Genomic DNA, 26,202 nt, shown 5'->3' on the forward strand with positions numbered 1-26,202 from the left:
AAATAGATTGCCCGGACAAGCCGGGCAATCACGATTTTCAATAAGACTGTGCCGCTTATGCCGACTTGGCGGCGGCGCGGCTCATGCGCTTGCGATCGTTTGGATCGAGCCAGATCTTGCGCAGGCGGATCGACTTTGGCGTGACCTCCACATATTCATCGTCGGCGATGTAGCCAATCGACTGTTCCAGCGTCAGCTTCTTGGGCGTGGTCAGGCGAACGGCCTCGTCCTTGCTGGTGGTGCGGATGTTAGTCAGCTGCTTGCCCTTGAGCGCGTTCACTTCCAGATCGTTCTCGCGGGAGTGCTCGCCGATGATCATGCCTTCATAGATGTCGACGCCAGCGTCGATCATGATCGGGCCACGATCTTCCAGATTCCACAAGGCGAAGGCCACGGACTGTCCGGTGCCGTTCGAGATCAGCACGCCGGTGCGACGGCTGGCCAGCTCGCCCTTGAAGGGGGCAAATTCGTGGAACAGGCGGTTAAAGATAGCTGTACCGCGGGTGTCGCTCAGCAGTTCAGCCTGATAGCCGATTAGCGAGCGGGTGGGAACCAGCAGGCGGATACGCGTGCGGCCAACGCCGGAGGGACGCATGTCGGTGAGTTCACCCTTGCGTTCGGTCAGCTTCTGGACGACCGCGCCGGTGTGCTCGTCATCGACGTCGATGATGACTTCCTCGATCGGCTCGAGCTTGACCCCGTTTTCTTCCTTGTACAGCACCTTTGGGCGGCCAATGGTCAGCTCGAACCCTTCGCGGCGCATGTTCTCGATCAGCACGGCCAACTGCAATTCGCCGCGGCCGGCAACATCGAACGAATCATTGTCTTCACCCGGCGTGACGCGGATCGCGACATTGCCTTCGGCTTCGCGCATCAGGCGCTCGCGGATGACGCGGGACTGCACCTTGTCGCCTTCACGGCCGGCGAGCGGGCCGTCATTGATGCGGAAGGTGACCGACAGGGTCGGCGGATCGATCGGCTTGGACGCAATCGGCTCGGAAACCGAAGGGACTGCAATGGTGTCGGCAACGGTAGTGGTTTCGAGACCAGCAATGGCAACAATGTCGCCAGCCACGCCTTCCTCGATCGGGTTGCGCTCAAGACCGCGGAACGCCAGCACCTTGGAGACGCGACCCTTCTCGACGACCTTGCCTTCGCGGTTCAGCGTGTGGATGGCATCGCCAGCCTTGACCGAACCCGAAAAAATGCGGCCCGTCAGGATGCGCCCAAGGAACGGGTTGCGTTCGATGGTGGTGACCAGCATGCGGAATGGGCCTTCTTCGACCTTTGGCTCGGGCACGTGCTCGATGACCTTGTCCAGCAGAGGCGCAAGGCTTTCGCGCGCACCGTCGGGCTCATTGGCCATCCAGCCAAGCTTGGCCGCGCCATAAAGCACCGGAAAGTCGAGTTGCTCTGGCGTTGCGTCAAGCGCAATGAACAGGTCGAAGATTTCTTCGAGCACTTCAAGGTGACGCTCGTCAGACTTATCGATCTTGTTGATGGCAACGATGGGCCGCAGACCCTGTGCCAGGGCCTTGCCAAGCACGAACTTCGTCTGGGGCATCGGGCCTTCAGCCGCGTCCACCAGGAGCACCACGCCATCGACCATGGACAGGATGCGCTCGACCTCACCGCCAAAGTCGGCGTGGCCGGGCGTGTCGACGATGTTGATGCGGGTGTCTTTCCAGAGCAGGCTCGTGACCTTGGCCAGGATGGTGATGCCGCGTTCGCGCTCGATGTCGTTGCTGTCCATGGCGCGTTCTTCGACGCGTTCGTTCTCGCGGAAGGAGCCGGACTGCTTGAGCAGGACGTCGATCAGCGTGGTCTTGCCGTGGTCAACGTGGGCGATGATGGCGATATTGCGCAAAGACATAAAGGGGAATCCGGCCTCTTTGGCATGATCCCAAAAAACCGTCCGCAAAACAGGGCGGCAAAAACGGCTGAATCATGCAGGAAACAACAGGCGCCAAGCCGTCGCACAAACGGGACTGGCGCATTTGAGGCTGCATTACAGCAGAATGGCAAATCCGGCAAGCACGGCCGGTGCAATACTGGGTTGCGCTTGCGCTCGTCTAGGAGGCTTTCTTGTGCGGCACCTGGCTGTTGAAGGTGTCGATCTGGAGCAAATTGGCCAAGGCGCCTGGGGTAAGGGGCGGGGAAAACAGGAACCCTTGCACTTCTGTGGCCCCGTGCTGGCGAACCAGGGAAAGCTGCTCCTCGGTTTCAACGCCTTCGGTCGTGGTGGTCATGCCCAGGCTTTTGCCCAGGCCGATAATGGCCTGGATAATGGCCTGGCTGTCCTTGCGAATGGTCAGGTCCGCCATAAAGGAGCGGTCGATCTTGATCTTGTCGAAGGGGAAGGAGCGCAAATAGCTCAGGGAGGAATAGCCGGTGCCAAAATCGTCCATGGAGATGCGGACGCCCATGGCACGCAGCTCATGCAGCGCGCGCAGATTGGTTTCGTTGTCGTTGAGCAAGAGGGATTCGGTGATCTCAAGCTCGAGCCGCTCGGCCGCTACGCCAGCCTCGCGCAGCGCTGTTCGAACTGTCGAAACAAGGTCACGGCTCTTGAACTGAACGGGCGAAAGGTTGACGGCCACCCTGACATGGTTGGGCCAAGTGGCAGCGGTGCGCAGCGCCTCGCGCAGGACCCAATCGCCAATGGCGACAATAAGCCCGGTTTCTTCGGCAATCGGGATGAACTCGACCGGGGAAATGGTGCGCCCCTCATGTTCCCAGCGCAGCAAGGCCTCGACACAACTCACGCGGTTTTCCGCAAGGCCCAGCAGGGGCTGGTAGACTAGGCGCAATTCGTTGCGCTGCAGCGCGAGCCTCAGCCCCGCCTCGATGGAGCGCCTTTGCTGGAGTGCCTTGTCCATGCCGCTTTCAAAGAAGTGGTAGGTGGAACGGCCCTCGCTTTTGGCCTTGTAGAGGGCAAGGTCGGCGTTCTTGACCAGGGTATCAGTTTTGACGCCATCGCCCGGCCCGACAGCGATGCCCACCGAAGCCCCGATCTCGATCTGCTGCCCGCCGATAAACATCGGGGCGCCAATGGCCTTGATGATCCGATCAGCCACCTTCGCCGCATCGCCGACGGCATCGACCGGGCGCATAAGAAGGGCGAACTCGTCACCGCCCAGCCGCGCCAGCACGTCGGTTTCCCGCGTTGTGCCCCAAAGACGGGCGGAGGCCTGCTTGATAACTTCATCGCCCACGGCATGGCCAAGCGTGTCGTTGACCGCCTTGAAGTGATCGAGGTCAATATAAAGCACCGCCGCCATTTCACCGCGACTGAGCCCCGACTCCATCTTGGCCATCTGCTCAAGGAATTCGATGCGGTTGGGCAGATCAGTCAGGGCATCGTGCCGCGCCAAATGGCGGATGCGGGCTTCGTTCTGCTTTTGCTCCGTGATGTCCTCGTGCGTTGAAACCCAACCACCATCCTTCATGGGATGGTGCTGCATCATGATAACGCGGCCATTGAGCTCGTGGACATTTTTTCCATATTCGCGCCGGGCGATCACGTCATTGCGCCAGGCGAGATATTCTTCCCGCGACCCAGTCGCGCTCATGCCCATGTCGAACAGATGGCTCAAAATGTCCTTCAACGGCGTTCCGGGACGGAGCAGTTTCTCGGGCAGATTGTAGATGCGGGCATAGGGCTCATTGCAGATCACCAGCCGCCCACGGGCGTCCATCATGCAGAGCCCTTGGGAGATATTGTTGACCGCAGCGTCCAGGCGAATGTTCTGCCGTTCCAGCTCGAGCTTGCGTTTTTCGACGATTTCGGTGCGCGCCAGGCCGTCGGTGATGTCCTCGTGGGTGATGACCCAGCCGAGCTCAGGCGAATAAACATGGGCGCGCTCGATGGTCCGATCCCCCCGGACAACTTCGCGGCTCTTGATGCGCACGCCGCTCCTGTTAGCGAGCAGCTCTTCGGTATAGCTTTCATAGAAATCATGGAGGGTCAGCCCGCCATGATTGCCCATGTTGATGGAGAGTTGCACGACCTCTTCAAGGGTCATGCCCCGGCGCACCTGGGACTTGTCGAAGCCATAGAGGTCGCGCCAGTTCTTGTTCCACATGACGAGGCGGAACTGGGGCGACCAGACGCAAAAGCCATAGGGGATATTCTCAAGCGCTGCATCAAGCAGCAGCGCTTCAGCCTTCCCACCCAAGCTGCTTGCATCCCATGCCTGCACCCCAGATCTCCCGTTCCGGCTCCTGCGCGACGCTTCGGGTGACGCTAGTCGGATCGTGTTAACGGGCCATTAAGGAGGCCCGCAACTAATCTGACCAGCTTTCCGGCCTTAGCGGCTGGCCTTGCTGTTGCGCGCAGCCCAAGTCTTGAGGCGCAGGCCATTGAGCCGGATGAAACCCTCAGCGTCATGATGGTCATAGGCCACGGCGCCTTCCTCGAAGGTCACCAGATCCATGGAATAGAGCGAATAGGGCGAGGTGCGGGCCGTGACATTGGCTGAGCCCTTGTAGAGCTTTACTGTCACTTCACCGGTTACATATTGCTGCGATTTGTCGATCAGGGCCTGCAGCATTTCGCGCTCGGGCGAATACCAGAAGCCGTTATAGATCAGCTCGGCATATTTGGGCATGAGCTCGTCCTTGAGGTGAGCCTCGCCACGATCAAGCGTGATGGATTCAATGCCGCGGTGCGCCGCCAGCAGGATCGTGCCACCCGGTGTTTCGTAAAGGCCGCGGGACTTCATGCCAACGAAGCGGTTTTCCACCAAATCCAGCCGGCCAATGCCGTGCTTGCCGCCCAATTCGTTGAGCCTGGTGAGCAGCGCTGCGGGAGACAGTGCCTCGCCATTGACGGAAACGGCATCGCCTTTTTCAAAGCCAATGGTGATGATCTCGGGCGTGTCGGGCGCCTTTTCGGGATCGGTGGTGCGCTGGGGGACATAATCGGGGAATGGCACGGCGGGGTCTTCCAGCACCATGCCCTCGGACGAGGTGTGGAGCAAATTGGCATCCACCGAGAACGGGGCCTCGCCGCGCTTGTCCTTGGCGATCGGGATCTGGTTCTGTTCGGCATAGCTCAGAAGCGCGGTGCGCGAGCGCAGATCCCATTCGCGCCAGGGGGCAATGACCTTGAGGCCGGGCATCAGAGCATTGGCGGTGAGCTCAAACCGGACCTGGTCATTGCCCTTGCCGGTAGCGCCATGGGCGATGGCGTCGGCGCCAGTTTCGCGTGCGATATCGACCAAATGCTTGGCAATCACGGGGCGCGCAATGGAGGTGCCCAGCAGGTACTGGCCCTCATAAAGGGCATTGGCGCGGAACATGGGAAACACGAAATCGCGCACGAATTCTTCGCGCAGATCAACGATCCGGATGTCCTTGATGCCGAACATCTCGGCCTTTTTGCGCGCGGGCTCGAGTTCTTCGCCCTGGCCCAGATCTGCCGTGAAGGTGACGATCTCGGCCTGGTAATGTTCCTGCAGCCATTTGAGCATGATGGAGGTGTCGAGGCCGCCCGAATAGGCCAGCACGATTTTCTTGATGTTGTTTGCCATGATCTTTGCGCTTTTCGTGGGAACACCCGCGCCGCGGGCGGAAATCGGGCGCACCCTATTCAGGTGTGGGCTTGCGTGCAATTGTTGGCCATCAGATTCTTTGGACCCCGACCATGCCAGCCTTTGTTCCCGACCTTCCTGTGCTGCTGGCCTTTGCCGTCGCGGCTTTCGTTCTGGCGGTAACGCCGGGACCGGACATGGCGCTGTTTGTATCGCGCACCATGAGCTTTGGCCGCGGGCACGGCTTTGCAACAGTGATGGGTGCCGTTACGGGCATCGCGGTGCACACAACGCTGGTGGCCTTTGGCGTTTCCGTTTTGATCGTGGCGGCGCCAGCGGCGTTCTGGGTCCTCAAGATCGTGGGCGCGCTGTATCTTGTCTGGCTTGCCGTGCAGGCTATTCGCTCGGGTGGCGGGCTGCTGGTGGGGCGGCAATCGGCTGGGCTGCCGAGCCTGGGGCAAAGCTTCATGACGGGGTTGGGGATCAATCTCACCAATCCCAAGGTGGCGCTGTTTTTCGTGACCTTTCTGCCCCAGTTTGTTTCGGCCAGTGATCCCGCTGCTTCCGCCAAGCTCCTGTTCCTGGGCGCCGAATTCGTGCTTGTTTCGCTTCCCGTGGTTGTGGGCGTAGTGCTCGCAGCCGAATGGCTCACCACGACATTGCGGGAGAAGGAATGGGTGTCACGCGCACTGAACTGGAGCTTTGCGGCGGTATTCATGGCTTTCGCAGTGACCATCCTTCTGGCGGAAGGGCGCAAATAGGAACAATTCGCCGCCCCGGCGTGTTTCATCCCAGCATAAAGCAGAGGGGCACACCGTGGACATCCTGCGCATCATCCTGTCGGTCATCATTCCGCCTGTGGGCGTGTTCCTCCAGGTCGGTATTGGTCTGCATTTCTGGCTCAATATTCTGCTGACCCTGCTCGGCTATTTCCCCGGCCTGATCCACGCGATCTGGGTGATCCTGCGCAAATAAGGCTAGACCCAGCGGTTCTTGCTCGCCTTAGCTTCGCGCCGGTCCCGCGTCATGCGGGTTGGGGCATGGAAGCTTGGGGGCTTGTCGCCAACCCATTCGATAAAGGCGGCGAGCTCCGGATCGGCGCGAAGCGACTCGATGTCATCGAGGCGCTTGGCCAGTTCGGTCTCGCTGAACCGCGCATGGATGGCGCTGTGGCAGATCTGGTGCAAGCGCACCGTCCCCATATGGGTGCCGCCCTTGAGGCGCGGTGTCAAATGGTGGCGGCTCGATTTGGCTTGCGGCGGAATAGGCCGGCCGCACAGAGGGCAAATGATTGGCGCACGGCGGGCAGCCGCGCTTTCAGCTGCCGTAATTGCGGCCTCAATGCGCTTGAGCGAAGGTCGCGCCAACTAGCCCGCCAATGCCTCGCGGTCCTTTTTGCTCAAGCGCTCCGATTCGCTCTTGAGCTGACCGCAGGCGGCGAAGATGTCGCGACCGCGCGGCGTGCGCACGGGGCTGGCATAGCCGGCCTTGTTGACGATGTCAGCGAAGCGCTCGATCCGCGAGGATGGCGAGGTGCCGTAGTTGGAACCTGGCCACGGGTTAAACGGAATAAGGTTGATCTTGGCCGGAATGCCGGCCAGCAGCCGCACCAGTTCGCGCGCCTCGGCGTCGCTGTCGTTGATGCCATCAAGCATCACATATTCAAAGGTGATGCGGCGGGCATTGCTGAGGCCGGGATAGTTGCGGCAAGCGTCGAGCAGCTCCTCGATCGGCCACTTCTTGTTTATCGGCACAAGAACATCGCGCAGATCATTGTTGGTGGCGTGCAGCGAAATGGCGAGCATCACGTCGATCTCGCGCCCGGTCGGCTCAATGAAGGGCACCACGCCCGAAGTCGAAAGGGTAATGCGGCGCTTGGATAACGACATGCCGTCGCCGGCTGAGGCAATCAGCAGCGCCTGCTTGACGTTCTCGTAGTTATAAAGCGGCTCGCCCATGCCCATCATCACGATATTGGTGATGGCGCGGGTATCGCCTGAAGGAACAAGGCCACCATCATCGGGGCGCTGGCCGCCTGGGAAGTCGCCCAGCCGTTCGCGCGCCATCAGCACCTGGCCCAGGATTTCACCGGCAGTCAGGTTGCGAACGAGCTTTTGGGTGCCGGTGTGGCAGAACGAACAGGTCAGCGTGCAGCCCACCTGCGAGGAAACGCAAAGCGTGCCGCGATCCTGCTCGGGGATATAGACGGTCTCGACCTCGACAGGCGGGTAAAGCGGATTGGCCGGGTCGCGGAAGCGGAACAGCCATTTGCGGGTGCCGTCACTCGAAACCTGTTCGGACACGATCTCGGGCCGATCAAGGATAAAGGTGTCAGCCAATTTCTGGCGCACTGGCTTGGCCACATTGGTCATGCGGTCGAAATCGGTGGTGCCGTTCACATAAAGCCAATTCCACAGCTGGTTGGCGCGCATGCGCGATTCCCGGTCCGTGGTGATGCCGGCGTCGACCAGCGCAGAGGCGATCTGCGCTTTGCTGAGCCCGATCAGCGAGGGCCGGCTCGCAACAGCAGGCCGGACGGCAGTCGAATGGTCAAGGTTCAGCGCAATGCTCATGGGGCTCTGGCTTCAAGAACAGGGAAATCGGGGAGTGCCGCAGCCCATAGCATATGGGGAGCGTGCACGCAAAGTCACAGGGCGGTGTCCAAAAAAGGACGTGCCGAAGCGCCGCCTCGGGTGCGGTGATCAACAGCGTTGATGTGGCGAGGCCCTGCCTCGGAGGTAGATAGTGTAGTGAGACAAAGCCTCGCCACATCAGATGGGATTTTAGGCTGATCCCGGCGAGACTCTGGACGAAGGGCGTCAATAGCCCCCACGATCACTTCCGCCGTCCTACGGGGATCGCGACATCCCCGCCCCATCTGCCCCTTCACAAGCCGGTTCGCGCGACCCGCTGGTTCGTGAAGGCAGTGGGGGGAGATTAGCGCAAGGCGGATGGTAGGGGGAGAAGGGGGATATCTTATGCTGTGCGTGGGGAGAGGACCCCACCTAGCCTCCCCCTGGAGGTGGAGGAACATCAGTTCACCGGATCAGCCACAGCCTCGGTGTCATCCCGGGCTCGACCCGGGATCCATCCTGAGGTGGTTGGGTGGGTGAAGGTGACACCGTCTGAACCACCTTGCGGCTGGGAGTGGTATCTCGAGATGGGCCCCGGGTCGAGCCCGGGGTGACATTGTGGGTGGGGTGGGATGGTGCCACTTCCCCGGTCGTCATCCTCGAGCTTAACCCGAGGACACTGCACTTGCGGAGCAATTGTTAAGTATAGAGCCCTCGGGTCAAGCCCGAGGGTGACGATGGGCGAGTGACGGCTCAGGTCTACGCAGTAGCCCCCATGGTGCGCGTGTCGAACCAGGAGGCCGGGGCACGGAAGGGATCCACTCGCGCGGCTTCGTGGTTCGACAGGCTTACCATGAAGCCTTTGGAAACTTCGTGCCGGGAGGTGGGCAGACCCGACTAGACCAGCGCCAGTCGCCCTCAGCAATCCCCTTCGATCGACTGCTGCGCTGCCGTGGCGCCGGCGAGAGAATAAGTCTGGGTGACCTTGATGCCCGCGGCCGTGGTGCCTTCCACGGTCAGAGACGAGCCGGCGCGGATGGCACTGGCCAGGGCCGCTGATTGGGCGGCGTCATCGAGCCAGGCGGCGTCGTTCTGGGTAAAGAGGTTGAAGCTTTGATTGCCCACGCTGACCGTTGCCACGCTGTCGGGCTGGAAAGTAAAGCCGGCAACGAGGTTGAATTCGCTCGCGACGTTTTCCGCCGGGCGGTTGGTGATATAAAGATAGGCCTGCGTGTACCCGTCAGGCGTGGGGGAAACGCTTTGCGGCTTGCTCATGGCGAAGCACACCTTGCCACTGGCGTCATTGGCGCCATAGCTGGACCAGGCACGGCTTTCATTCAGCAATCGCACCTGTTGCGCGCTGGCCGTGGTGGTGAGGGTCGCGACCGCAAGAAGGGCGATCAGGAGGGCAGACTTGCTCATGGGGCCTCACGAAAAGCAATGGGCGAAGGACCGCATGGCCCATCGCCCAGTTATGGCGGATCACCCACGAGGGGCAAGCGCAAAACATTTACTTGCAGGCAGCGTCGATCGCGTTGACGGCAGCCGTCGCGCCAGACAGCGAATAGGTATCAACCGTATTGGTGCCGCGCTGGCTGGTGCCGCGCACCACCAGATTGCTGCCGGCCTTGAAGGCCTGGACGAACCCGGCTTCATCGCCGGTGGATGCGAGCCAGCCGGCGGAGCCTTCGGTCACCATGGGATAGCTCTTGCCATCAATGGTGGCGCTCGCCTTGGCGTCGCTGGTGTTGTAGGGATAGCCGATAATAGTCTGCACTTCGTTCTTGGTGCCCATTCCCTTGCGATGAATGATCATGAAGTGGATCGGATCGCGATTGGCGCCGGCCGGCTCGCTCTTGCTGGGCGTTGCCGACACGTAGCAGATAACGCCGCTCGCATCTGTGGCCTGCCACGCGGTCCAGGCATTGAAGGTGCCGAGCTCGGTCGCCTGCTGTGCTTGAGCGGCAGGGGACAGAGCCATGATCGCGCCGACCGCGAGCCCAAACACAAGGCCACCGGTTTTTGTCGTCATCGCCAAAATCATCCTCTTTTTATGAAGGTTCCAGACCCAGGGAAGCTGCCCGCTGACTTTGCCCTGAACATGGTTACCAAGACGTCAAACGCCGCCGCGTCCAACATGATTTGTTTCAATAGCGAGTCAATCGCGGCGGGAATTTGACACGGGGCAGCTGCTGGGCCGGGGTTTGCGCCCATAGCGTTAACAATGGGCTAACACTTGCGTGAGCGTTCAGGAGGCGAGCGGATAGCTTTGCTCCACCACATAGGGTCCACCGCCCACCGAGTCACGGCTGGAATAAAGCACAAACCGCCCCACCGGAAAGCTCAGCGGTTCAAAGCGCCCCGCTTCAGCGATGAAGCGCGCCACTTCGACCGGGTTTCCGGCCCGCAGGCGCGCCAGGGTTACATGGGGCACGAATTTACGCCCCTCAGCGGGAAGGCCAAGTCGCTGCAGCACCCGCTCCTGCGCGCTTTGGAGGCGCAGGAGATGCTCGTTTGGCTCGACACCGGCATAAAGGGCGCGCGGCTTGTCACCGCCAAAGGCACCCAGATGGGTGAGCCGGACGGTGAAGGCTAGGGAATTGGCAAGCCGGTCCAGCGTATCGGCCACTTCGTCGGCCATTTGGCGATCCACATCGCCGATGAACCGAAGGGTGATGTGGTAGTTTTCGGGATCGATCCAGCGGGCATCGGGCAGGCCGCCGCGCTTGAGCGAAAGCGAGAACCCGATTGCGGCCGGGATTTCAAGGCCGGTAAAGAGCCGGGGCATAGGCCCTCCTCTTTGCTGGTTCGGGTGACGATTCGTCCGGGAGCCTAGCACAAGAGGGTGGGCCGGCCAGTCGAATCGTCGCAAGGCGCTGAAACGTCTTGTAAAGCGCCAGGCTGCTATCCATATTGTTCGCTAAGTGGCAATCTAAGGCCCACCGGCGGTATCAAAGACCGCTCTTTATTGGGAAAGGAAACCGACTATGGCTGAATATGACCGTCAGACCCTCGGAGCGCGGGCCGGCTCGGCCTTGGCCATCGACGAGGGTCTACGCAGCTACATGCTGCGCGTTTACAACTACATGGGTATTGGTCTTGTTGTGACCGGCCTTGCCGCCTGGTTCGCCGCGGCTGCTGCCATCACCACCAATCCAGACGCCGCCGTGGGCCAGTTGGCCAATGGCCAATATGTGACCCAGTGGGGCGCACTGCTCTATGCAAGCCCACTGCAATGGGTCGTGATGCTGGCTCCCCTCGCCTTCGTGATGGTCTTGAGCTTTGGCATCAACAAGCTTTCCGTTGGCGCCGCCCAGGCAACATTCTGGGCCTTCTCGGCCATCATGGGCGTGTCGCTGAGCTCGATCTTCCTGGTTTATACCGACGCTTCCATCGCCAAGGTGTTCTTTATCACCGCCGCGACCTTTGGTGCCATGAGCCTTTACGGCTATACCACCAAGCGTGACCTGACCCAGATGGGCAGCTTCCTGTTCATGGGCCTGATCGGCCTGATCATCGCCTCCATCGTCAACATCTTCATGCAGTCCTCGATGATGGAATTCGTCATCTCTGCGGTTGGCGTGCTGATCTTTGTGGGCCTGACCGCCTATGACACCCAGAAGATCAAGGAAGGCTATTCCGAGACCTTTGGTGCCGACGTTCTGGCCAAGGGTGCCATCATGGGCGCGCTGAGCCTTTACCTCGACTTCATCAACCTGTTCATGATGCTGCTGCGTCTGTTCGGCAATCGCGAATAAGCAGCCGACGATTTGGTTGGACGATAAACGGGACCGCAGCTTAAAACAGCTGCGGTCCTTTTCTTTTGCCGAGCGCTTCCACGTGTCCGACTACACCCTTCGCCAGTTCCAGTGGGGCGACGTGCCCGCCATTGCTGCCATCTACAAGCACTATGTGGAGAATACCGCGATCACCTTTGATACGGAGGTGCCCAGCGAATCCGCCATTGCGGAAAAATATGCTCATCTGCTGACCCTCGGTCACCCGCTGATCGTGGCGGAAAGTGGGGGCGAGACGGTGGGCTATGCCTATGCCTCGTTCTACCGCCCGCGGGCGGCATATCGGTTCACTTGCGAGGATTCGATCTATCTGCGGCCTGACGTGAAAGGGCGCGGGATCGGCAAGGCGCTGCTAACAGAATTGCTGGTGCAGTCGCGTGCCTTCGGGTTCCGGCAGATGATTGCGGTGATCACGGCCGATACGGCGAATTCCATTGCGATCCACGAGAAGTTCGGGTTCCGCCATGTGGGGCGCTATGAAGCTGTGGGGTTCAAGTTCGACCGCTGGCACGACATCGTGCATCTGCAAATGGAGCTTTAGGCGAGTGCCTGAGATCCCGGTAGCCTCATCCCGAGCCTGTCGAAAGGGGAGGTCGTGGCATCATTGAGCCACCACCTCGTGGTTTGACAGGCTCACCACAAGGTCTACTGCGATGAGGGAAGTCGTGAGATCGGCAGGCCTAACCTACTGGACCACAACCAGATCAGGGTCCAGCACGCGCAGGACAAGGCTGAGGTCGTGGCCGCGCTTGAGGATCCGGCCCTGTTGATTGGTGACCGAATATTGCCCCTGCCGGTTCCGCAGGCGCGGAGATTTTTCGATGATGAACAGGGGCCGCTCCGATACGCGGGCATAAACCGAGAAGACAGCGCGGTCCTTTAGAAAGTCCATGGCATAGTCGCGCCAGTCGCCCGAGGCGACTTTGCGGCCGTAAACATTGAGGATCAGCGCCAGTTCGCGACGATCAAACGCCACCTGGGCCGGAATTTTGCTGGAAGCGGGCTGCGGCCGGTCTTCGCTGGTATGGACCAGTTCCAGGCTGATAGCCTTGTGCTTCGGGTTAGGGCCTTGCACCGGTCCCCCAGCCTCCTGTTGTTTAAGCAATGGGCATGATTGCGGCTTTCGCCGGAGGAAGCAAGTGGGCGGGGCTAAAGGGGCCAAATACCCCTTTTCGGACACATTCCCACCCTCAACGCGCCAGAATGGCCTTGGAGGATGACCCTTGCCTCCAGTAACTGACGCCCGGGCCATTTGAGCCCCAATCTGTCGGCCCGGGCGTCGGCACTGCTCCAGAGTTGACCATTCCAACTAGATCCCGTTCATGCCCCTCATGAACGGGATTTCTTTTGGCTTAAGGCTCGAAGGCCGCGGCGCCCAATATGGGACCGGGCAGTCCATCCTGCTCCTGCTGCACCAGAACCGCGATCCCCGTGCTGGTTTCGGCAAGCACTTCGGGGATGGGAAGCTTTAGGCTCGCCCCGCTGCCGCTTTCCCACATGCCCAGAACCTGCCGACCCGTAACGACCTGAGTATAGACCATGGTTTTTCCAGCGTTTTCGCCCTTGTCGATCGCGATCTCGGAACGATCAAGATAGGTGACGAGCCAGACCACGGCATCGGCCAAGCCAGCCCTGGGGGGGATGGCGATCTTGAGCATCTTGTCGTGGCGCGAGATGTCCACCGGGAGCGGCAGGGCTGCGCCGTCGATGGCACGATGAACATCATTGCGACGTGAGCCGACAACACCCTTCTGGCCGTTCACCACCATTTGTGGCGTATAGATGCGCGAGGAACCCCAGCTTTCAGCATAGGCGCGTTGCCGGTCGGAAAATTCGGCATGGGCGAAAGTATCCTTCCAGCCCACATAGTCCCAGTAATCAACATGGTAGGCCAAGGCGATCACGTCCTGGTCCTCGGCCAGCCCGGTCAGCAATGCGTCGGCGGGCGGGCAGGACGAGCAGCCCTGGCTGGTAAAGAGTTCAACCACGGCCTTGGGGCGGGCACGCATGCTCTCGGCACCGGCGGGAGCTGCCAGCAAGCCGAGCGCAACCAGGCCAAGGGCCATGCGAAGAAATGGGCTTTTCGTCATGAGCAGAGTTGTAAGCCGCTGGGATCACGGCCCGCTAGTCAAAAGAGGGTGAGAGTCTGAAAATTGCCGAGGTGGCCCTTGCCCTTCAGCCGTCAATGCGGCTTGTGCAATGGTGATTTAGGCATCAGTGCACGGCCTATGCAGATTATGCTCTGCGCTCAGCACCCCTCGCCCACCCTGTGCCGAGGACGAGGCGCACCACCAGCATCTTGCCAAAAGAAAACCCCGGCCGAGGGCCGGGGTAATCGCTTTTGGGTAAGTCTTGCTTACGCGGCGACGAGGCTGCGCAGCACGTAATGCAGGATGCCACCGTTCTTGTAGTAATCGAGCTCGTTGGCGGTATCGATGCGGCAACGGGTTTCGACATTGAGCACGGAGCCGTCGGCACGGGTGATCTTGACCGTCACCATGGCGCGTGGGGTGATTTCCGTCACGCCTTCAATGTCCACGGTTTCGGTGCCATCGAGCCCCAAGGACTGCCAGCTCTCGCCGTCCTTGAACTGGAGCGGGATAACGCCCATGCCCACAAGGTTGGAGCGGTGGATGCGCTCGAAGCTCTGAGCGATCACAGCGCGCACGCCAAGCAAATTCGTGCCCTTGGCTGCCCAGTCACGCGAGGAGCCCGTGCCGTATTCCTTGCCGGCAAAGATCACCAGTGGCGTGTTCTGGCTCTGATAGGCCATTGCCGCGTCATAGATCGGCATCTGCGAGCCATCGGGACCCTTGGTGAAGCCGCCTTCAACGCCTGGCAGCATCTGGTTCTTGATGCGGATATTGGCGAAGGTGCCGCGCATCATCACCTCATGGTTGCCGCGACGGGCACCATAGGAGTTGAAGTCACGCGGGGCTACCTGACGGTCCTCGAGATATTTGCCGGCAGGCGTGGAAGCCTTGAACGAGCCGGCCGGGGAGATGTGGTCGGTCGTGATGGAGTCAAGGAACAGCGCAAGGACCTTGGCACCCTGGACATTGGTGATGGGCTTGGGCTCCATCGACATGCCTTCGAAATAGGGCGGGTTCTGCACATAGGTGGAGGACGAGTTCCAGGCATAGGTTTCACCACCCTCGATCTGGATGGCCTGCCAGTTTTCGTCGCCCTTGAAGACGTCGGAATAGCGGCCCTGGAACATTTCCTTGGTGACATGCTGGCGCACGATCTCGGCGATCTCGTGGTTGGAGGGCCAGATGTCCTTGAGGTAAACCGGCTTGCCGTCCTTGGACGTGCCGAGCGGCTCGGTGGTGATGTCGATCTTCATCGAACCGGCCAGGGCATAGGCGACGACCAGCGGCGGGGAGGCAAGGAAGTTTGCCTTCACATCCGAATTGACGCGGCCTTCGAAGTTGCGGTTACCCGACAGGACCGAGGCGGCAACAAGGTCCCCAGTCTGTACGGCCTTGCTGATTTCGGCCGGAAGCGGACCCGAATTGCCGATGCAGGTGGTGCAGCCATAGCCGACGAGGTTGAAGCCCAACGCATCGAGATCGTCCTGCAGGCCAGCGGAGGTCAAATAGTCGGTCACCACCTGCGAGCCGGGGGCGAGCGAGGTCTTGACCCATGGCTTGCTGTTAAGGCCCAGCTCACGCGCCTTGCGGGCCACAAGACCTGCGGCCACGAGAACCGAAGGATTGGAGGTGTTGGTGCACGAGGTGATGGCCGCGATCACGACGTCGCCATGGCCAAGGGAGAAATCCTTGCCTTCGACCGGAATCGCCGGATCGTCGGTCTTGCCGAATTCCTTGGGCAGGGCTGCAGCGAAGGCTTCCTTGGCGTTGGCCAGGGTGATTCGATCCTGCGGGCGCTTGGGACCGGATATGGATGGCACGACGGTGGACAGGTCGAGCTCGAGCGTGGAAGTGAAGACCGGATCGGGCGAATCGGTATCGCGGAACATGCCCTGGGCCTTGCTATAGGCTTCAACCAGCGCCACGCGTTCCGGATCACGGCCGGAGGTGGTGAGGTATTTAAGCGTATCGGCATCCACGGGGAAATAGCCGCAGGTAGCACCATATTCAGGCGCCATGTTGCCGATGGTCGCCTGGTCCTCAAGGCTGAGGTAATCAAGGCCGGGGCCGTAGAATTCGACGAACTTGCCGACCACGCCCTTCTTGCGCAGCATCTCGGTAACGGTCAGCACAAGGTCGGTCGCGGTGACGCCTTCGTTGATACGGCCGGTCATCTTGAAGCCAACGACTTCGGGGATCAGCATGGTGATGGGCTGGCCGAGCATCGCTGCCTCGGCCTCGATGCCACCGACGCCCCAGCCCAGCACGGCCATGCCGTTGACCATGGTGGTGTGCGAGTCGGTGCCAACCAGCGTATCGGGATAGGCGACGATCTCGCCGTTCTCTTCCTTGGTCCAGACAGTCTGGGCAAGGTATTCAAGGTTCACCTGGTGGCAGATGCCGGTGCCGGGGGGCACGACGCGGAAATTGTCGAACGCCGACTGACCCCAGCGCAGGAATTCGTAGCGCTCGCCATTGCGCTCGTATTCGAGCTCCACGTTCTGCTCAAAGGCGAAGGGCGTGCCGAAGCTGTCGACCATCACGGAGTGGTCGATCACCAGATCCACAGGCACCAGCGGATTGATCTTTTGCGGATTGGCGCCGAGCTTGGCTGTGGCGTCGCGCATGGCGGCAAGGTCCACCACGGCCGGAACGCCGGTGAAATCCTGCATCAGAACGCGCGCGGGACGGTAGGAAATCTCGTATTCGGAGGTGCGCGTCTTGAGCCATTCGGCAATTGCAAGGATATCCTCGCGGCGCACCGTGCGGTTGTCCTCGAAGCGCAGCAGGTTTTCCAGAACCACCTTCATGGAATGGGGCAAGCTCGACACGCCGGCGAGGCCGTTCTTTTCGGCTTCGGCGATGGAATAATAGGTATAGGTCTTGCCGCCGACCGTCAGGGTCGATTTCGCGTTGAAGCTGTTTACCGAACTCATGGTGTTCCGCCCTGTTGTTATGTTTTGGGGCAGGCGCGCGGCTAGCAAAAGGCCAAAGCCATTCCAGCAAGGCTGCCCACCCTGGAATGAATCCAATCTAGAAGGGGTTATAGAGAACAAGTATGGGGCTTGCCAGCCCGACCTTTCGTTCAATACGAGAAGGGGTCATGACCGGACGGCAAGTCTTTCCCCCGCTCACCCTGCGTGCCGAAGGCCTGTCCTGCGGGCGCGGGGGCATGGCGCTGAGCCAAGACCTTGTGTTCAGCGTCCCATCGGGCCAATGCCTCTTGCTGCGAGGCGCCAATGGCGCAGGAAAATCCACGCTGCTGCTGACGCTGGCGAGAATTATCCGGCCATTAAGCGGCTCCTTCGGAATTGATGGGGCGGATGAGGATATGCCGCTGATCCATTATTGCGGCCATCGCAATGCGATAAAGCCCCGCCTGTCGGTATGCGAGAATCTCGATTTCTGGCGCACAATGAACGGGGCAAATGGTGTTTCGAGCCAAGCCGCCCTGGCTCGTGTTGGCCTGGGGCACTTAGGCGATCTGGATGCAGGGTTTCTCTCGGCTGGCCAGACGCGCCGGCTGGCGCTTGCCCGCCTTCTGGTGAGCCTGCGCCCGCTTTGGCTACTGGATGAGCCGACCGCTGCGCTGGATGTGGATGGCCACGCGCTTGTTGGGCAGCTGATCGACACGCATCTTGCCATGGGCGGCATGGTTGTTGCCGCGACCCATGACCCGATCAGCCTATCCAAGGCCGAACAGGTGCAGACCCTGCAGCTTGGGGCAGTCTCGTGAACGCCTTTGTGCGGATGCTTACGCATGAATTGCGCCTCGCGCTACGTGGGGGCGGGGATGTTTTGACGCTGGTGCTGTTTTTCGTGATCGTGGGTGCCATTGTGCCCTTCGCAATCGGGCCCGATCAGGCACTATTGGCGCGGATCGCGCCGGGCATTGTCTGGATCGCGGCCTTTCTCGCCATGCTGCTAGGGCTCGAGCGGCTGTTTCGGCCCGATTATGAGGACGGATCGCTGATCCTGCTGCGCCATGCCGCCCTGCCGTTCAGCCTTACCGTAGCGGCAAAGATTGCAGCCCATTGGCTGGTGTCTGCCCTGCCCCTGATCATCGCCTCTCCTATTCTAGCCATGCTGCTGGCGATGGACGGCGAGGCCTTTTGGCGCTCGATCCTTTCGCTTCTGCTGGGCACGCCAGCGCTGGCGGCCTTTGGCGCCGTTGGCGCGGCCGTAACGGTGTCGATCCGGCGGGGAGGGTTGATCGCGCCGATTTTGATTGCGCCCCTGTCCATTCCGGTGCTGATCTTTGGCGTGGGCGCCATTACGGGCCAGCAGGCACAGGCCGCCATGCTGTTTCTTGCGGCATTGAGCCTCATGGCCCTGGCTTTGGCTCCCTTTGCCGCCGCGCTTGCGATAAGTTCGGCTGAAGATTAAGGCCCTAGCACTCATGAGCATTGATACTGCGCCAAAGCAAAGCTGGTGGAACCGGATCGCCCATCCTGGGCAGTTTGTCCGCTGGACCCAGCCCCTGCTGTGGCCACTGACCGCCATCACTGTCGCACTGTTTCTGGTGGGGCTGTGGTTTGCCCTGTTCAACTCGCCCCAGGATTACCAGATGGGCGACACGGTGCGCATCATGTATGTCCATGTGCCCAATGCCTGGCTGTCGCAGTTCGTGTACGGCACCATGGCCGTGTCGGCACTGGGCACGCTTGTCTGGCGCCATCCCATGGCCGATGTGTCCATGAAGGCGGCAGCCCCGCTTGGCGCCCTTTTCACCGCGCTGGCCCTGTTTACCGGCGCCCTTTGGGGACGGCCGACTTGGGGCACGTTCTGGGAATGGGACGGGCGCATGACGTCTACCCTGGTGCTGCTCTTCATTTATCTCGGCATCATTGCCCTTTGGCGCGCCTTTGATGATCAATTGCGCGCTGCGCGCATCGTCGCGGTGTTCACCCTGGTTGGGGCGATCAATATTCCTATCATCAAGTTCTCGGTTGATTGGTGGTCAACGCTGCATCAACCCGCCAGCGTGTTCCGTGCCGATGGCCCGCGTATGCCCCCGTCGATCCTGACGCCGCTGATGGTCATGTTTGCAGCGTTTACATTTTTGTTTGTTGTTTTGCAGCTCAAGGCCATGCATACCGAAATCAAGCGGCGGCGCATTGCCACCTTGCAGCGCCGTGTTGCGCAGGGACAGCCGGCATGATCGATCTTGGACCCCATGCCGCCTTCATCGTCTGGGCTTATCTTGGCGTGCTGCTGGCTATTTTCGGGCTCATCGGCTGGATCCTGTATGATGGCCGCCGAACAGCTCGGAAGCTGGCAGCGCTTGAAGCGCAACGGCCGGCACGCTGATGCGCTACCTTCTTTTCGGGTTGCCGCTGATCGCCCTCCTGGCCCTTGTGGCTGTGTTTGCCTTTTCGATCGACCGCAATCCAAGCCTTGTGCGCTCGGTGCTGATCGACAAGCCGGCGCCGGCTACCGCCCTGCTCGAGATTCCCGAGCTTGGTGTGCCGGGCTTTGACGGCGCGGCGCTCCAGGGCGAGGTGACGGTAGTCAATGTATTTGCCAGCTGGTGCGTCCCCTGCCGTGACGAGCATCCGCTTTTGGTGGACCTCAAGCAAAGCACGGGCGTGCGGCTGTTCGGCATCAACCAGGCCGATGCCCCAGAAAACGCGCGCGCCTTTCTGGCGGAGCTGGGCAATCCCTATGATGCGGTGGGCGCCGATCGTGACCGGCGGGTGTCGATCGACTGGGGGGTTTATGGGGTCCCCGAAACGTTCGTCGTGGATGCCCAAGGGGTAATCACCTTCAAGCATGTGGGACCGCTGACCCCGGAGGCGATGGAGGGGGAGTTGTTGCCGGCGATCGAAAGGGCGCGGGGCTGAAGCGGCCTGGGTGGCACGCCCTCGTGGTTCGACGGGCTCACCATGAGGGCTACTCGATCTTGCGGGCTAGTTCAGGACTCAATCCATCCGCAGCCCGCTTCCCGGACCTGATCGGTGGAACATTGGATAAAGAGACGGCACGAGGCTGACATCAGCCCTCATGGTGAGCCTGTCGAACCACGAGGGCGTGGCGAGATGGCGGCACGACCTCAGGATGAGGTCTACTCGCTCCCTAGAAATCGCTCGTCAGCCCCTTGATCTCCCAATCGCCATAGCGAACGGGCTCGAGACCGCCTCGTCCACCTTCTTCCCTGGGTGCGGAGGCGGTTTTGCCGTCGATCTCGCGACGGCGCGCTTCGGCTTCAGCGAGGGCGCGCCGGGCTGCTTCGCTCAGGGGCGGACGGGGCTGTTCAATATCCGGTTCATCGCTCACGGGATCGCTCCACATTGGTTCACTCATGCCGCTTGCATGGAACCCTTGGGATCACAACATAATTGCTCAGGAGCGCGAACCCAAGGACCCAACCATGTTCAATGCCCTTCGCACCACTGTTCTGCTGGCAGCGCTGACGGCGCTGTTCATGGTGGTTGGCTATTTCATCGGCGGCACGTCCGGCATGATGCTGGCGTTTGGCTTTGCCCTGCTCACCAACCTCTTCAGCTACTGGAACTCCGACAAGCTGGTGCTGCGCATGCAGAACGCCGTGCCGGTGGAGCGATCCAGGGTGCCCGAGCTTTACGAGATGGTTGATATTCTCTCGCGCAAGGCGGGGATTCCGACCCCAGCCGTTTACGTGATCCAGTCCGACCAGCCCAATGCCTTTGCCACGGGCCGCAATCCGCAGAACGCGGCGGTGGCTGTGTCCACGGGCCTCCTGCGCTATCTCGATACGCGCGAGGTCGCGGCTGTGGTGGCCCACGAGCTGGCTCATATCCGCTCGCGTGACACGCTGATCATGACCATTACCGCGACCTTTGCGGGTGCAATTTCGGCGCTGGCGCAGTTTGGCCTGTTTTTTGGCGGTGGCAATAATCGCGACAATCCGCTGGGTGGCATCGGTGCGCTTCTGATGGTGTTCCTGGCGCCCGTTGCGGCCATGGTGGTGCAGATGGCAGTGAGCCGCACGCGCGAATACGAGGCCGACAAGGATGGCGCCGAAATTTCCGGCGATCCGCTGGCACTGGCCTCGGCACTGCAGAAGATTGCCCAGCTCGCGGGCCGGGAGGTCAATATCGCCGCCGAGCGCAACCCGGCCATGGCGCATATGTACATCATCAATCCCCTGTCCGGTCAGCGGATGGACAACCTCTTTTCGACCCACCCAGACACGGGCAATCGCATCATGGCGCTGCGCCAGCTTGCAGCATCGATGCAGGTGAACGATAAGGGCGCACGGCCTCGGCCCCGCCCTGCCCCCGCCACAAGCGGTCGGAACAATGGCGGCGGCTGGCGCGTGCCGACCGTCGGACGAGCCGACGAGGACGGCGGACAACGCGGTCCCTGGGGATAAAAACAAGATTGGCGCATAAACCTGATCCGGCGGGGCTCAAGCTCCGCCTTGTTGCTGCACAGCGGCTCCGCTCCGTTTTGGCGGGCGAAAACTTCTCGCCCCTGACAACGAGCGATTTGCCCGACGGGCGCGACCGTGCCCTGGCCAACCGGCTGATCACCACGGCGCTGCGGCGGCAGGGGCAGCTCAACTTCATTATCCACGCGCTGCTCGATAAGGGCATGCCGGGCAAATCAGGCACGTTTGAAGCCGTGCTTCGGCTGTCGCTCGCGCAGCTGGTGTTTCTGCCTGATCTGGGCGCGCACTCGGCGCTGTTCCTTGCGGTGGAAGCGGTCAAGCGCGATCCCAAAGCGCGCCATTTGAGCGGACTGATGAACGCCGTCTTGCGCAATGCACAGGCCAATTCGGCCAAGTTCGGCATGTTGAGCGATGACCTGCTGATCCCCGATACCTTTGGCGACACTTGGCTTGAGGCTTATGGCGAAGAAGCCATTGGCGGTTTTTCCACGGCTCTGCTCCAGGGTGCGCCGCTCGATCTGACGCTCAAGGATGATGATTCGGAGCTGATCGATCAGCTCGGTGCCGAAAGGGTCATGGCTGATACAGTGCGCATCGACCAGCGCGATCGGCCGGTGGAAGCCTTGCCGGGTTACAGCGAAGGGCGCTGGTGGGTGCAGGATGCGGCGTCAGCCATTCCCGCGCGGCTCATAGGGCTTGAAAGCGGCAAGCGCGTGCTGGATTTGTGTGCCGCGCCTGGTGGCAAGACGGCGCAGCTGATCAAGGCGGGGCATCTTGTGACGGCGCTGGACAGCGATCCCAAGCGCGTTGAACGCCTCAAAGGTAATTTGGAGCGGCTCAACTATTCCGCAGAAATCATCATCGGCGATGCCGGGACCTTTGCTCCCAATTCGCTCTATGATGGCGTGCTGCTGGACGCGCCGTGTTCGGCAACGGGCACCTTCCGCCGCCACCCCGAAGTGATCTGGCACCGCTCGGTGGGCGATGTGGCGGGTCGGGTGCGCCTGCAGCGGGCGCTGCTTACCAATGCTTATCGCTGCCTGGAGCCGGGAGGCGTCTTGATCTATTGCGTCTGCTCGCTTGAGCCGGCAGAGGGTGAAGAGCAGGTGCAATGGGCGCTGGAAAGCTTGCCGGGGCTTGGGCTCTGGCCTGTTGCGCCCGCCGAATTGCCGGGGATGGAGCAAGCGGTTTCAGCTCAAGGGCTGGTGCGCACCCACCCAGCCATGATGCCAGGCGGGCGCGAGGGCGGCATGGACGGCTTTTTCGTCGCGCGGTTCCGGCGCCAATAGGGATTGATGCGAATGGGTGGAAATCGCTTTTTCACCGAGAGCTTTGGGACGGTCCAGACTAAAGTGCCGATTCGGCGCCTTTCGGGAGAAGGCGGGCCAGCAAAGGTATGTGGCGTTGAAAAGCAAGCAATCAGGAACGCACGCCCGTCTTGGACGCGCGGCAAGGCTGGCGCCATGTTGAACCGCATCAGCCACGGCGTACGCCGCACCGGCAGCCGGCTGGCCGATGGGCTTATCACCCTGCCGATCGCGCGTTGGACCTGGCGGAGCCTTGCCGACGACGCTTTTGCCGGGGAGCTCGCCGATTTTCGACCCGCTGACCGCGATGCCGTGCGCGACATGATGTCGGGCCGCTATCTGCTGGCGAGCAAGCTGGTGGAGACCGGTGGCACCTCGCCCTTTGCCGTCGAGATCGAGCATCTGGACTGGTGGCACAATCTTCATAGCTTTTCCTGGCTGCGCCATTTCCGCGATGTGACGGATATGGGCGAGCGGCGCTTTGCCCGCACGCTGGTGCTCGATTGGATCGGCCGCGACGGAAAATGGCGCAAGGATAGCTGGACGGTTCAGCTGACGGCGCAGCGCGTGCTCAATTGGCTGCGCCATCTGCCGCTCCTTTTGGAAGGCGCAACGCCCGAACAAGCCAAGACCATCCAGCGGGTGATCGGCACGCAGGTGCAAAGCCTCAAGCTCCGCGGCCTGCTGGCCAGCGAGCCGGCCGATAGCTTGTTTGCCGCAATCGCCGTTCTGGCGGCGGAATATTTCGAGCAAGGCGAGAAAAGCGACCTACCGGGCAAGGTCGAGCAGCTCAATCGGCTGCTGGCCAACCAACTCGACGAGAATGGGCTGCACCTGTCTCGCAACAGCAAGCTGCAGTTGCAGCTGCTGGTGGAACTGGTGAGCGTGCGACGCGTGGCGGGGTCCATCAAGTCGGAGGCGGCCAACGAGCTGGGCGCGCAGATCGACCGCATGCATGAAAGCCTCGATGCGCTGACGCTGTCGAGTGGCGAGCCGGCTTTTTTCAACGGCACCGGCCATTTGCCTCATGACGTGCTGATAGCCATCCAAAGCAATGGACCCAATCGCAAGCGGCGCTCAAGCCTGCTTGGTGGCTATGGCATCTTACGCAATGGTGACGCAGTGGTGATTGCCGATACCGGCCTGCTACCGCCGGCCGGCCTCGATGGCGAACGCCACGCCAGTGCCCTCGCGATCGAATTTTCCCATGGCAGCGAGCTTATCTTTGGCTCTTGCGGGCCGGCTCCGTCCGATCTACCGGCAAGCAAGGCCTTGTTTCGGCAGGGGATTGCTCATTCGGGGCCGACCATCAACGATGAAGACCTGCCCGGAACGGGTAATCCGCAGGTGCAGCTCGATGCGGGCGATCATCTGATCAGCATGACCAGCGCGGGCTATGGCAAGCGATTTGGGGTTGAGCTCGAGCGCCGCGTGACTCTTCTGTCAGGGGGCACAACTTTGGTGGGGCAGGACCGGATGATGGGCAAGGGGACGCCCTCGGGCGTTCTGGCGGCACGCTTCCATCTGGCGCCCGGCGTCCTGGTGCGCCGCAACAACAACGAGGATATGGTGCGCCTTGTCCTGCCAAATGGGCAGGTCTGGAGCTTTTTATGGGAAGGCGCCGAGTGCCACGAGGAAGAAAGCGTGCGGCAATCGGCCTATCTCGGCTTTCACAAAACGCGCCAATTGGTTCTGGAAACCGAAGTCGCAGCTGACCGCGAAATCGCCTGGATTTTTACCCTGGAACAGTGATCGGGGCGCCTCGGCCCTTGCCATGAGGTTACGAGACGGCAAGTGCATTGGCGTTTGGGTGAGTTCATGGTAGCGAGCCCGAACATTCACCAGGCGGGACATATCCAATGAGCAAGACGGTCAAGGTCGGGCGCGCACTGCTTTCCGTATTCGATAAAACGGGCATGGCCGAATTCGCCAAAGGCCTTTCCCAAGCAGGCGTTGAACTTGTTTCGACTGGCGGCACGCACAAGCTGATCAAGGATTCCGGACTCGTTGTGCGCGAAATTGCAGACCTCACCGGTTTTCCCGAGATGATGGATGGCCGGGTCAAGACCTTGCACCCCAAGGTGCATGGGGGCTTGCTGGCAGTCCGCGACAAGCCAGAACATGCCGCGTCCATGGACGAGCACGAGATCGGCGCCATCGATCTGGTCGCGGTGAACCTCTACCCGTTCGAGAAAACCGTCGCCTCGGGCGCTTCATACGACGAAATCATCGAGAACATCGATATTGGCGGCCCCGCCATGGTGCGCTCGGCGGCCAAGAACCACGCCTATGTGACCGTTGTGGTGGACCCGGCTGACTATCCCGCAATCTTGGACGCCATCAAGGCCGGCGGCATACCCTTTGAGCTGCGCCAGCGCCTTGCGGCAAAGGCCTATGCCCGCACGGCCGCCTATGACAGTGCCATTTCAAGCTGGTTTGCCCGGGAGATCGATTTTGCCGATGTAAGCTATCGCAGCTTTGCCGGCACGCTGAGCGAAGTGATGCGCTATGGCGAGAATCCGCACCAATGGGCGGCCTTCTACAAGACCGGGGAAGATCGTCCCGGCGTCGCCACCGCCCAGCAGGTGCAGGGCAAGACACTCAGCTACAACAACATCAACGACACCGACGCGGCATTTGAATTGGTGTCAGAGTTCGACCCGAGCGAGACCGCTGCTGTCGCTATCATCAAGCATGCCAATCCCTGCGGCGTTGCTGTGGCCGGCGATCTCAAGACAGCCTATCTCAAGGCGCTGCGCACCGACCCTGTGTCCGCCTTTGGCGGGATCGTCGCGACCAATCGCGAGATCGATGCCGAGACGGCGATCGAGATCGTCAGGGTCTTTACCGAAGTGATCGTGGCCCCTTCCGCAACGCCCGAAGCGCAGGAGATCATCGCCGCCAAGAAGAATCTGCGCTTGCTGCTGACGGGCGGGCTGGCCGATCCCAAGGCTGAAGGCCTGCTGGTCAAATCCGTGGCCGGGGGCCTCTTGGTGCAAGGCCGGGACAATCGCAATGTCGACGATTGCGAGCTCAAGGTCGTAACCAAGCGCCAGCCGACCGAGCAGGAGTTGTCCGATCTCAAACTCGCGGCGAAGGTGGCCAAGCACGTCAAGTCAAACGCCATTATCTACGTCAAGGATAGCGCAACAGCCGGCATCGGCGCCGGGCAGATGAGCCGGGTGGATTCGGCGCGCGTTGCCCATCGCAAGTCGATCGACGCGGCAGAGGCGGCAGGGTTGGCAGAGGCGCTGACGCAAGGTTCGGTGGTGGCTTCGGACGCGTTCTTCCCCTTTGCCGACGGCCTGGAAGCCCTTGTTGCAGCAGGTGCAACGGCGGTGATTCAACCGGGCGGCTCAATGCGCGACGACGAAGTCATCGCCGCTGCTGATGCAGCAGGCATTGCCATGGTCATGACAGGCATGCGGCACTTCCGCCACTAAGGCATCGGGGTCGAGTTCAATGCCGTACCCGTGAGTACGGTTTGACTTGACCCCCTGCCCTCTTGCGGCTTAGAACGGCTCCA

The 26,202-nt window shown here is 61.1% G+C and carries 25 protein-coding genes; 13 read left to right on the forward strand and 12 right to left on the reverse strand.

Going from position 1 to position 26,202, the window contains the following annotated elements; translation table 11 throughout:
• Positions 1-55 precede the first annotated feature (55 nt).
• The 3 genes from typA to DDE77_RS06795 all read right to left on the reverse strand — a co-directional run bounded on the left by typA (position 56) and on the right by DDE77_RS06795 (position 5,534).
• Positions 56-1,873, reverse strand: a complete 1,818-nt coding sequence (typA, locus tag DDE77_RS06785) for a translational GTPase TypA (RefSeq protein WP_108396703.1) — start codon at positions 1,871-1,873, stop codon at positions 56-58.
• Between the two features lie 199 nt (positions 1,874-2,072).
• Positions 2,073-4,178 carry an EAL domain-containing protein gene (locus DDE77_RS06790; RefSeq protein WP_157959701.1) on the reverse strand — a complete coding sequence of 702 codons (2,106 nt, stop codon included), beginning with the start codon at positions 4,176-4,178 and terminating at the stop codon, positions 2,073-2,075.
• 132 nt (positions 4,179-4,310) lie between these two features.
• Positions 4,311-5,534, reverse strand: a complete 1,224-nt coding sequence (locus DDE77_RS06795; protein ID WP_108396937.1) for an argininosuccinate synthase — start codon at positions 5,532-5,534, stop codon at positions 4,311-4,313.
• Positions 5,535-5,647: 113 nt separating this feature from the next.
• On the opposite strand from DDE77_RS06795, the gene DDE77_RS06800 reads away from it, so the two are divergent.
• Together DDE77_RS06800 and DDE77_RS06805 are read left to right on the forward strand one after the other, a co-directional pair.
• Complete coding sequence (locus DDE77_RS06800; protein ID WP_108396705.1) at positions 5,648-6,295, forward strand: LysE family translocator; 648 nt, start codon at positions 5,648-5,650, stop codon at positions 6,293-6,295.
• 55 nt (positions 6,296-6,350) lie between these two features.
• On the forward strand, positions 6,351-6,509 hold the full coding sequence (locus DDE77_RS06805; RefSeq protein WP_108396706.1) for a YqaE/Pmp3 family membrane protein: 159 nt from the start codon (positions 6,351-6,353) through the stop codon (positions 6,507-6,509).
• 2 nt (positions 6,510-6,511) lie between these two features.
• Here DDE77_RS06805 and DDE77_RS06810 read toward each other — a convergent pair whose 3' ends face one another.
• From DDE77_RS06810 to thpR, 5 genes are all read right to left on the reverse strand, one after another.
• On the reverse strand, positions 6,512-6,877 hold the full coding sequence (locus DDE77_RS06810) for an HNH endonuclease family protein (RefSeq protein ID WP_108396938.1): 366 nt from the start codon (positions 6,875-6,877) through the stop codon (positions 6,512-6,514).
• Positions 6,878-6,901: 24 nt separating this feature from the next.
• Positions 6,902-8,107 (reverse strand): dual-specificity RNA methyltransferase RlmN, encoded by a 1,206-nt coding sequence (rlmN, locus tag DDE77_RS06815; RefSeq protein ID WP_108396707.1) that lies wholly within the window; start codon positions 8,105-8,107, stop codon positions 6,902-6,904.
• A 918-nt stretch (positions 8,108-9,025) separates the two neighbouring features.
• A complete protein-coding gene (locus DDE77_RS06820) occupies positions 9,026-9,529 on the reverse strand; it encodes an invasion associated locus B family protein (protein ID WP_108396708.1) in 504 nt (167 codons plus the stop codon).
• 88 nt (positions 9,530-9,617) lie between these two features.
• Positions 9,618-10,139, reverse strand: coding sequence for an invasion associated locus B family protein (locus DDE77_RS06825; RefSeq protein WP_157959702.1), 522 nt, complete (start codon positions 10,137-10,139; stop codon positions 9,618-9,620).
• A 216-nt stretch (positions 10,140-10,355) separates the two neighbouring features.
• Entirely contained in the window at positions 10,356-10,895 is a 540-nt protein-coding gene (gene thpR / locus DDE77_RS06830; RefSeq protein WP_108396710.1) for an RNA 2',3'-cyclic phosphodiesterase, read from the reverse strand.
• A gap of 199 nt (positions 10,896-11,094) precedes the next feature.
• Here thpR and DDE77_RS06835 point away from each other — a divergent pair, with 199 nt between their 5' ends.
• Both DDE77_RS06835 and DDE77_RS06840 read left to right on the forward strand, forming a co-directional pair.
• Complete coding sequence (locus DDE77_RS06835; RefSeq protein ID WP_108396711.1) at positions 11,095-11,865, forward strand: Bax inhibitor-1/YccA family protein; 771 nt, start codon at positions 11,095-11,097, stop codon at positions 11,863-11,865.
• Positions 11,866-11,947: 82 nt separating this feature from the next.
• Positions 11,948-12,445 (forward strand): GNAT family N-acetyltransferase, encoded by a 498-nt coding sequence (locus DDE77_RS06840; RefSeq protein ID WP_108396939.1) that lies wholly within the window; start codon positions 11,948-11,950, stop codon positions 12,443-12,445.
• A gap of 144 nt (positions 12,446-12,589) precedes the next feature.
• Here DDE77_RS06840 and DDE77_RS19860 read toward each other — a convergent pair whose 3' ends face one another.
• From DDE77_RS19860 to acnA, 3 genes are all read right to left on the reverse strand, one after another.
• Complete coding sequence (locus DDE77_RS19860; protein ID WP_245895126.1) at positions 12,590-12,937, reverse strand: DUF2794 domain-containing protein; 348 nt, start codon at positions 12,935-12,937, stop codon at positions 12,590-12,592.
• 319 nt (positions 12,938-13,256) lie between these two features.
• Positions 13,257-13,994: a DUF1223 domain-containing protein gene (locus tag DDE77_RS06850; protein WP_108396713.1), complete on the reverse strand. Its 738-nt coding sequence runs from the start codon at positions 13,992-13,994 to the stop codon at positions 13,257-13,259.
• Positions 13,995-14,260: 266 nt separating this feature from the next.
• A complete protein-coding gene (gene acnA, locus DDE77_RS06855; RefSeq protein ID WP_108396940.1) occupies positions 14,261-16,933 on the reverse strand; it encodes an aconitate hydratase AcnA in 2,673 nt (890 codons plus the stop codon).
• Positions 16,934-17,100: 167 nt separating this feature from the next.
• Between acnA and ccmA the strand changes: the two genes are divergently transcribed.
• From ccmA to DDE77_RS06880, 5 genes are read left to right on the forward strand one after another with little or no spacing between them, the layout of a single operon-like run.
• Positions 17,101-17,733 (forward strand): heme ABC exporter ATP-binding protein CcmA, encoded by a 633-nt coding sequence (gene ccmA / locus DDE77_RS06860; protein WP_108396714.1) that lies wholly within the window; start codon positions 17,101-17,103, stop codon positions 17,731-17,733.
• Positions 17,730-18,383 carry a heme exporter protein CcmB gene (gene ccmB / locus DDE77_RS06865; protein WP_108396715.1) on the forward strand — a complete coding sequence of 218 codons (654 nt, stop codon included), beginning with the start codon at positions 17,730-17,732 and terminating at the stop codon, positions 18,381-18,383. Before ccmA ends, ccmB begins: the two co-directional genes overlap by 4 nt.
• A 13-nt stretch (positions 18,384-18,396) precedes the next feature.
• Positions 18,397-19,158, forward strand: a complete 762-nt coding sequence (locus tag DDE77_RS06870) for a heme ABC transporter permease (protein ID WP_108396716.1) — start codon at positions 18,397-18,399, stop codon at positions 19,156-19,158.
• Entirely contained in the window at positions 19,155-19,307 is a 153-nt protein-coding gene (gene ccmD / locus DDE77_RS06875) for a heme exporter protein CcmD (RefSeq protein ID WP_245895115.1), read from the forward strand. The genes DDE77_RS06870 and ccmD overlap by 4 nt, the downstream gene beginning before the upstream one ends.
• Positions 19,307-19,840, forward strand: a complete 534-nt coding sequence (locus DDE77_RS06880) for a DsbE family thiol:disulfide interchange protein (RefSeq protein WP_108396717.1) — start codon at positions 19,307-19,309, stop codon at positions 19,838-19,840. The genes ccmD and DDE77_RS06880 overlap by 1 nt, the downstream gene beginning before the upstream one ends.
• Positions 19,841-20,072: 232 nt before the next feature.
• Here the strand turns inward: DDE77_RS06880 and DDE77_RS06885 are convergent, their stop codons facing one another.
• Positions 20,073-20,288, reverse strand: coding sequence for a DUF1674 domain-containing protein (locus DDE77_RS06885; RefSeq protein WP_108396718.1), 216 nt, complete (start codon positions 20,286-20,288; stop codon positions 20,073-20,075).
• 79 nt (positions 20,289-20,367) lie between these two features.
• Here DDE77_RS06885 and htpX point away from each other — a divergent pair, with 79 nt between their 5' ends.
• The 4 genes from htpX to purH all read left to right on the forward strand — a co-directional run bounded on the left by htpX (position 20,368) and on the right by purH (position 26,119).
• The gene (gene htpX, locus DDE77_RS06890; protein WP_108396942.1) at positions 20,368-21,351 is read left to right on the forward strand and encodes a zinc metalloprotease HtpX; all 984 of its coding nucleotides are present in this window, start codon (positions 20,368-20,370) and stop codon (positions 21,349-21,351) included.
• An 8-nt stretch (positions 21,352-21,359) separates the two neighbouring features.
• A complete protein-coding gene (locus tag DDE77_RS06895) occupies positions 21,360-22,658 on the forward strand; it encodes an RsmB/NOP family class I SAM-dependent RNA methyltransferase (RefSeq protein WP_108396719.1) in 1,299 nt (432 codons plus the stop codon).
• 174 nt (positions 22,659-22,832) lie between these two features.
• Positions 22,833-24,428, forward strand: coding sequence for a heparinase II/III family protein (locus DDE77_RS06900; protein ID WP_157959703.1), 1,596 nt, complete (start codon positions 22,833-22,835; stop codon positions 24,426-24,428).
• A gap of 107 nt (positions 24,429-24,535) precedes the next feature.
• Positions 24,536-26,119, forward strand: coding sequence for a bifunctional phosphoribosylaminoimidazolecarboxamide formyltransferase/IMP cyclohydrolase (purH, locus tag DDE77_RS06905; RefSeq protein ID WP_108396721.1), 1,584 nt, complete (start codon positions 24,536-24,538; stop codon positions 26,117-26,119).
• Positions 26,120-26,202 lie beyond the last annotated feature (83 nt).

The organism is Devosia submarina, from assembly GCF_003056345.1.
Taxonomy (GTDB): domain Bacteria; phylum Pseudomonadota; class Alphaproteobacteria; order Rhizobiales; family Devosiaceae; genus Devosia; species Devosia submarina.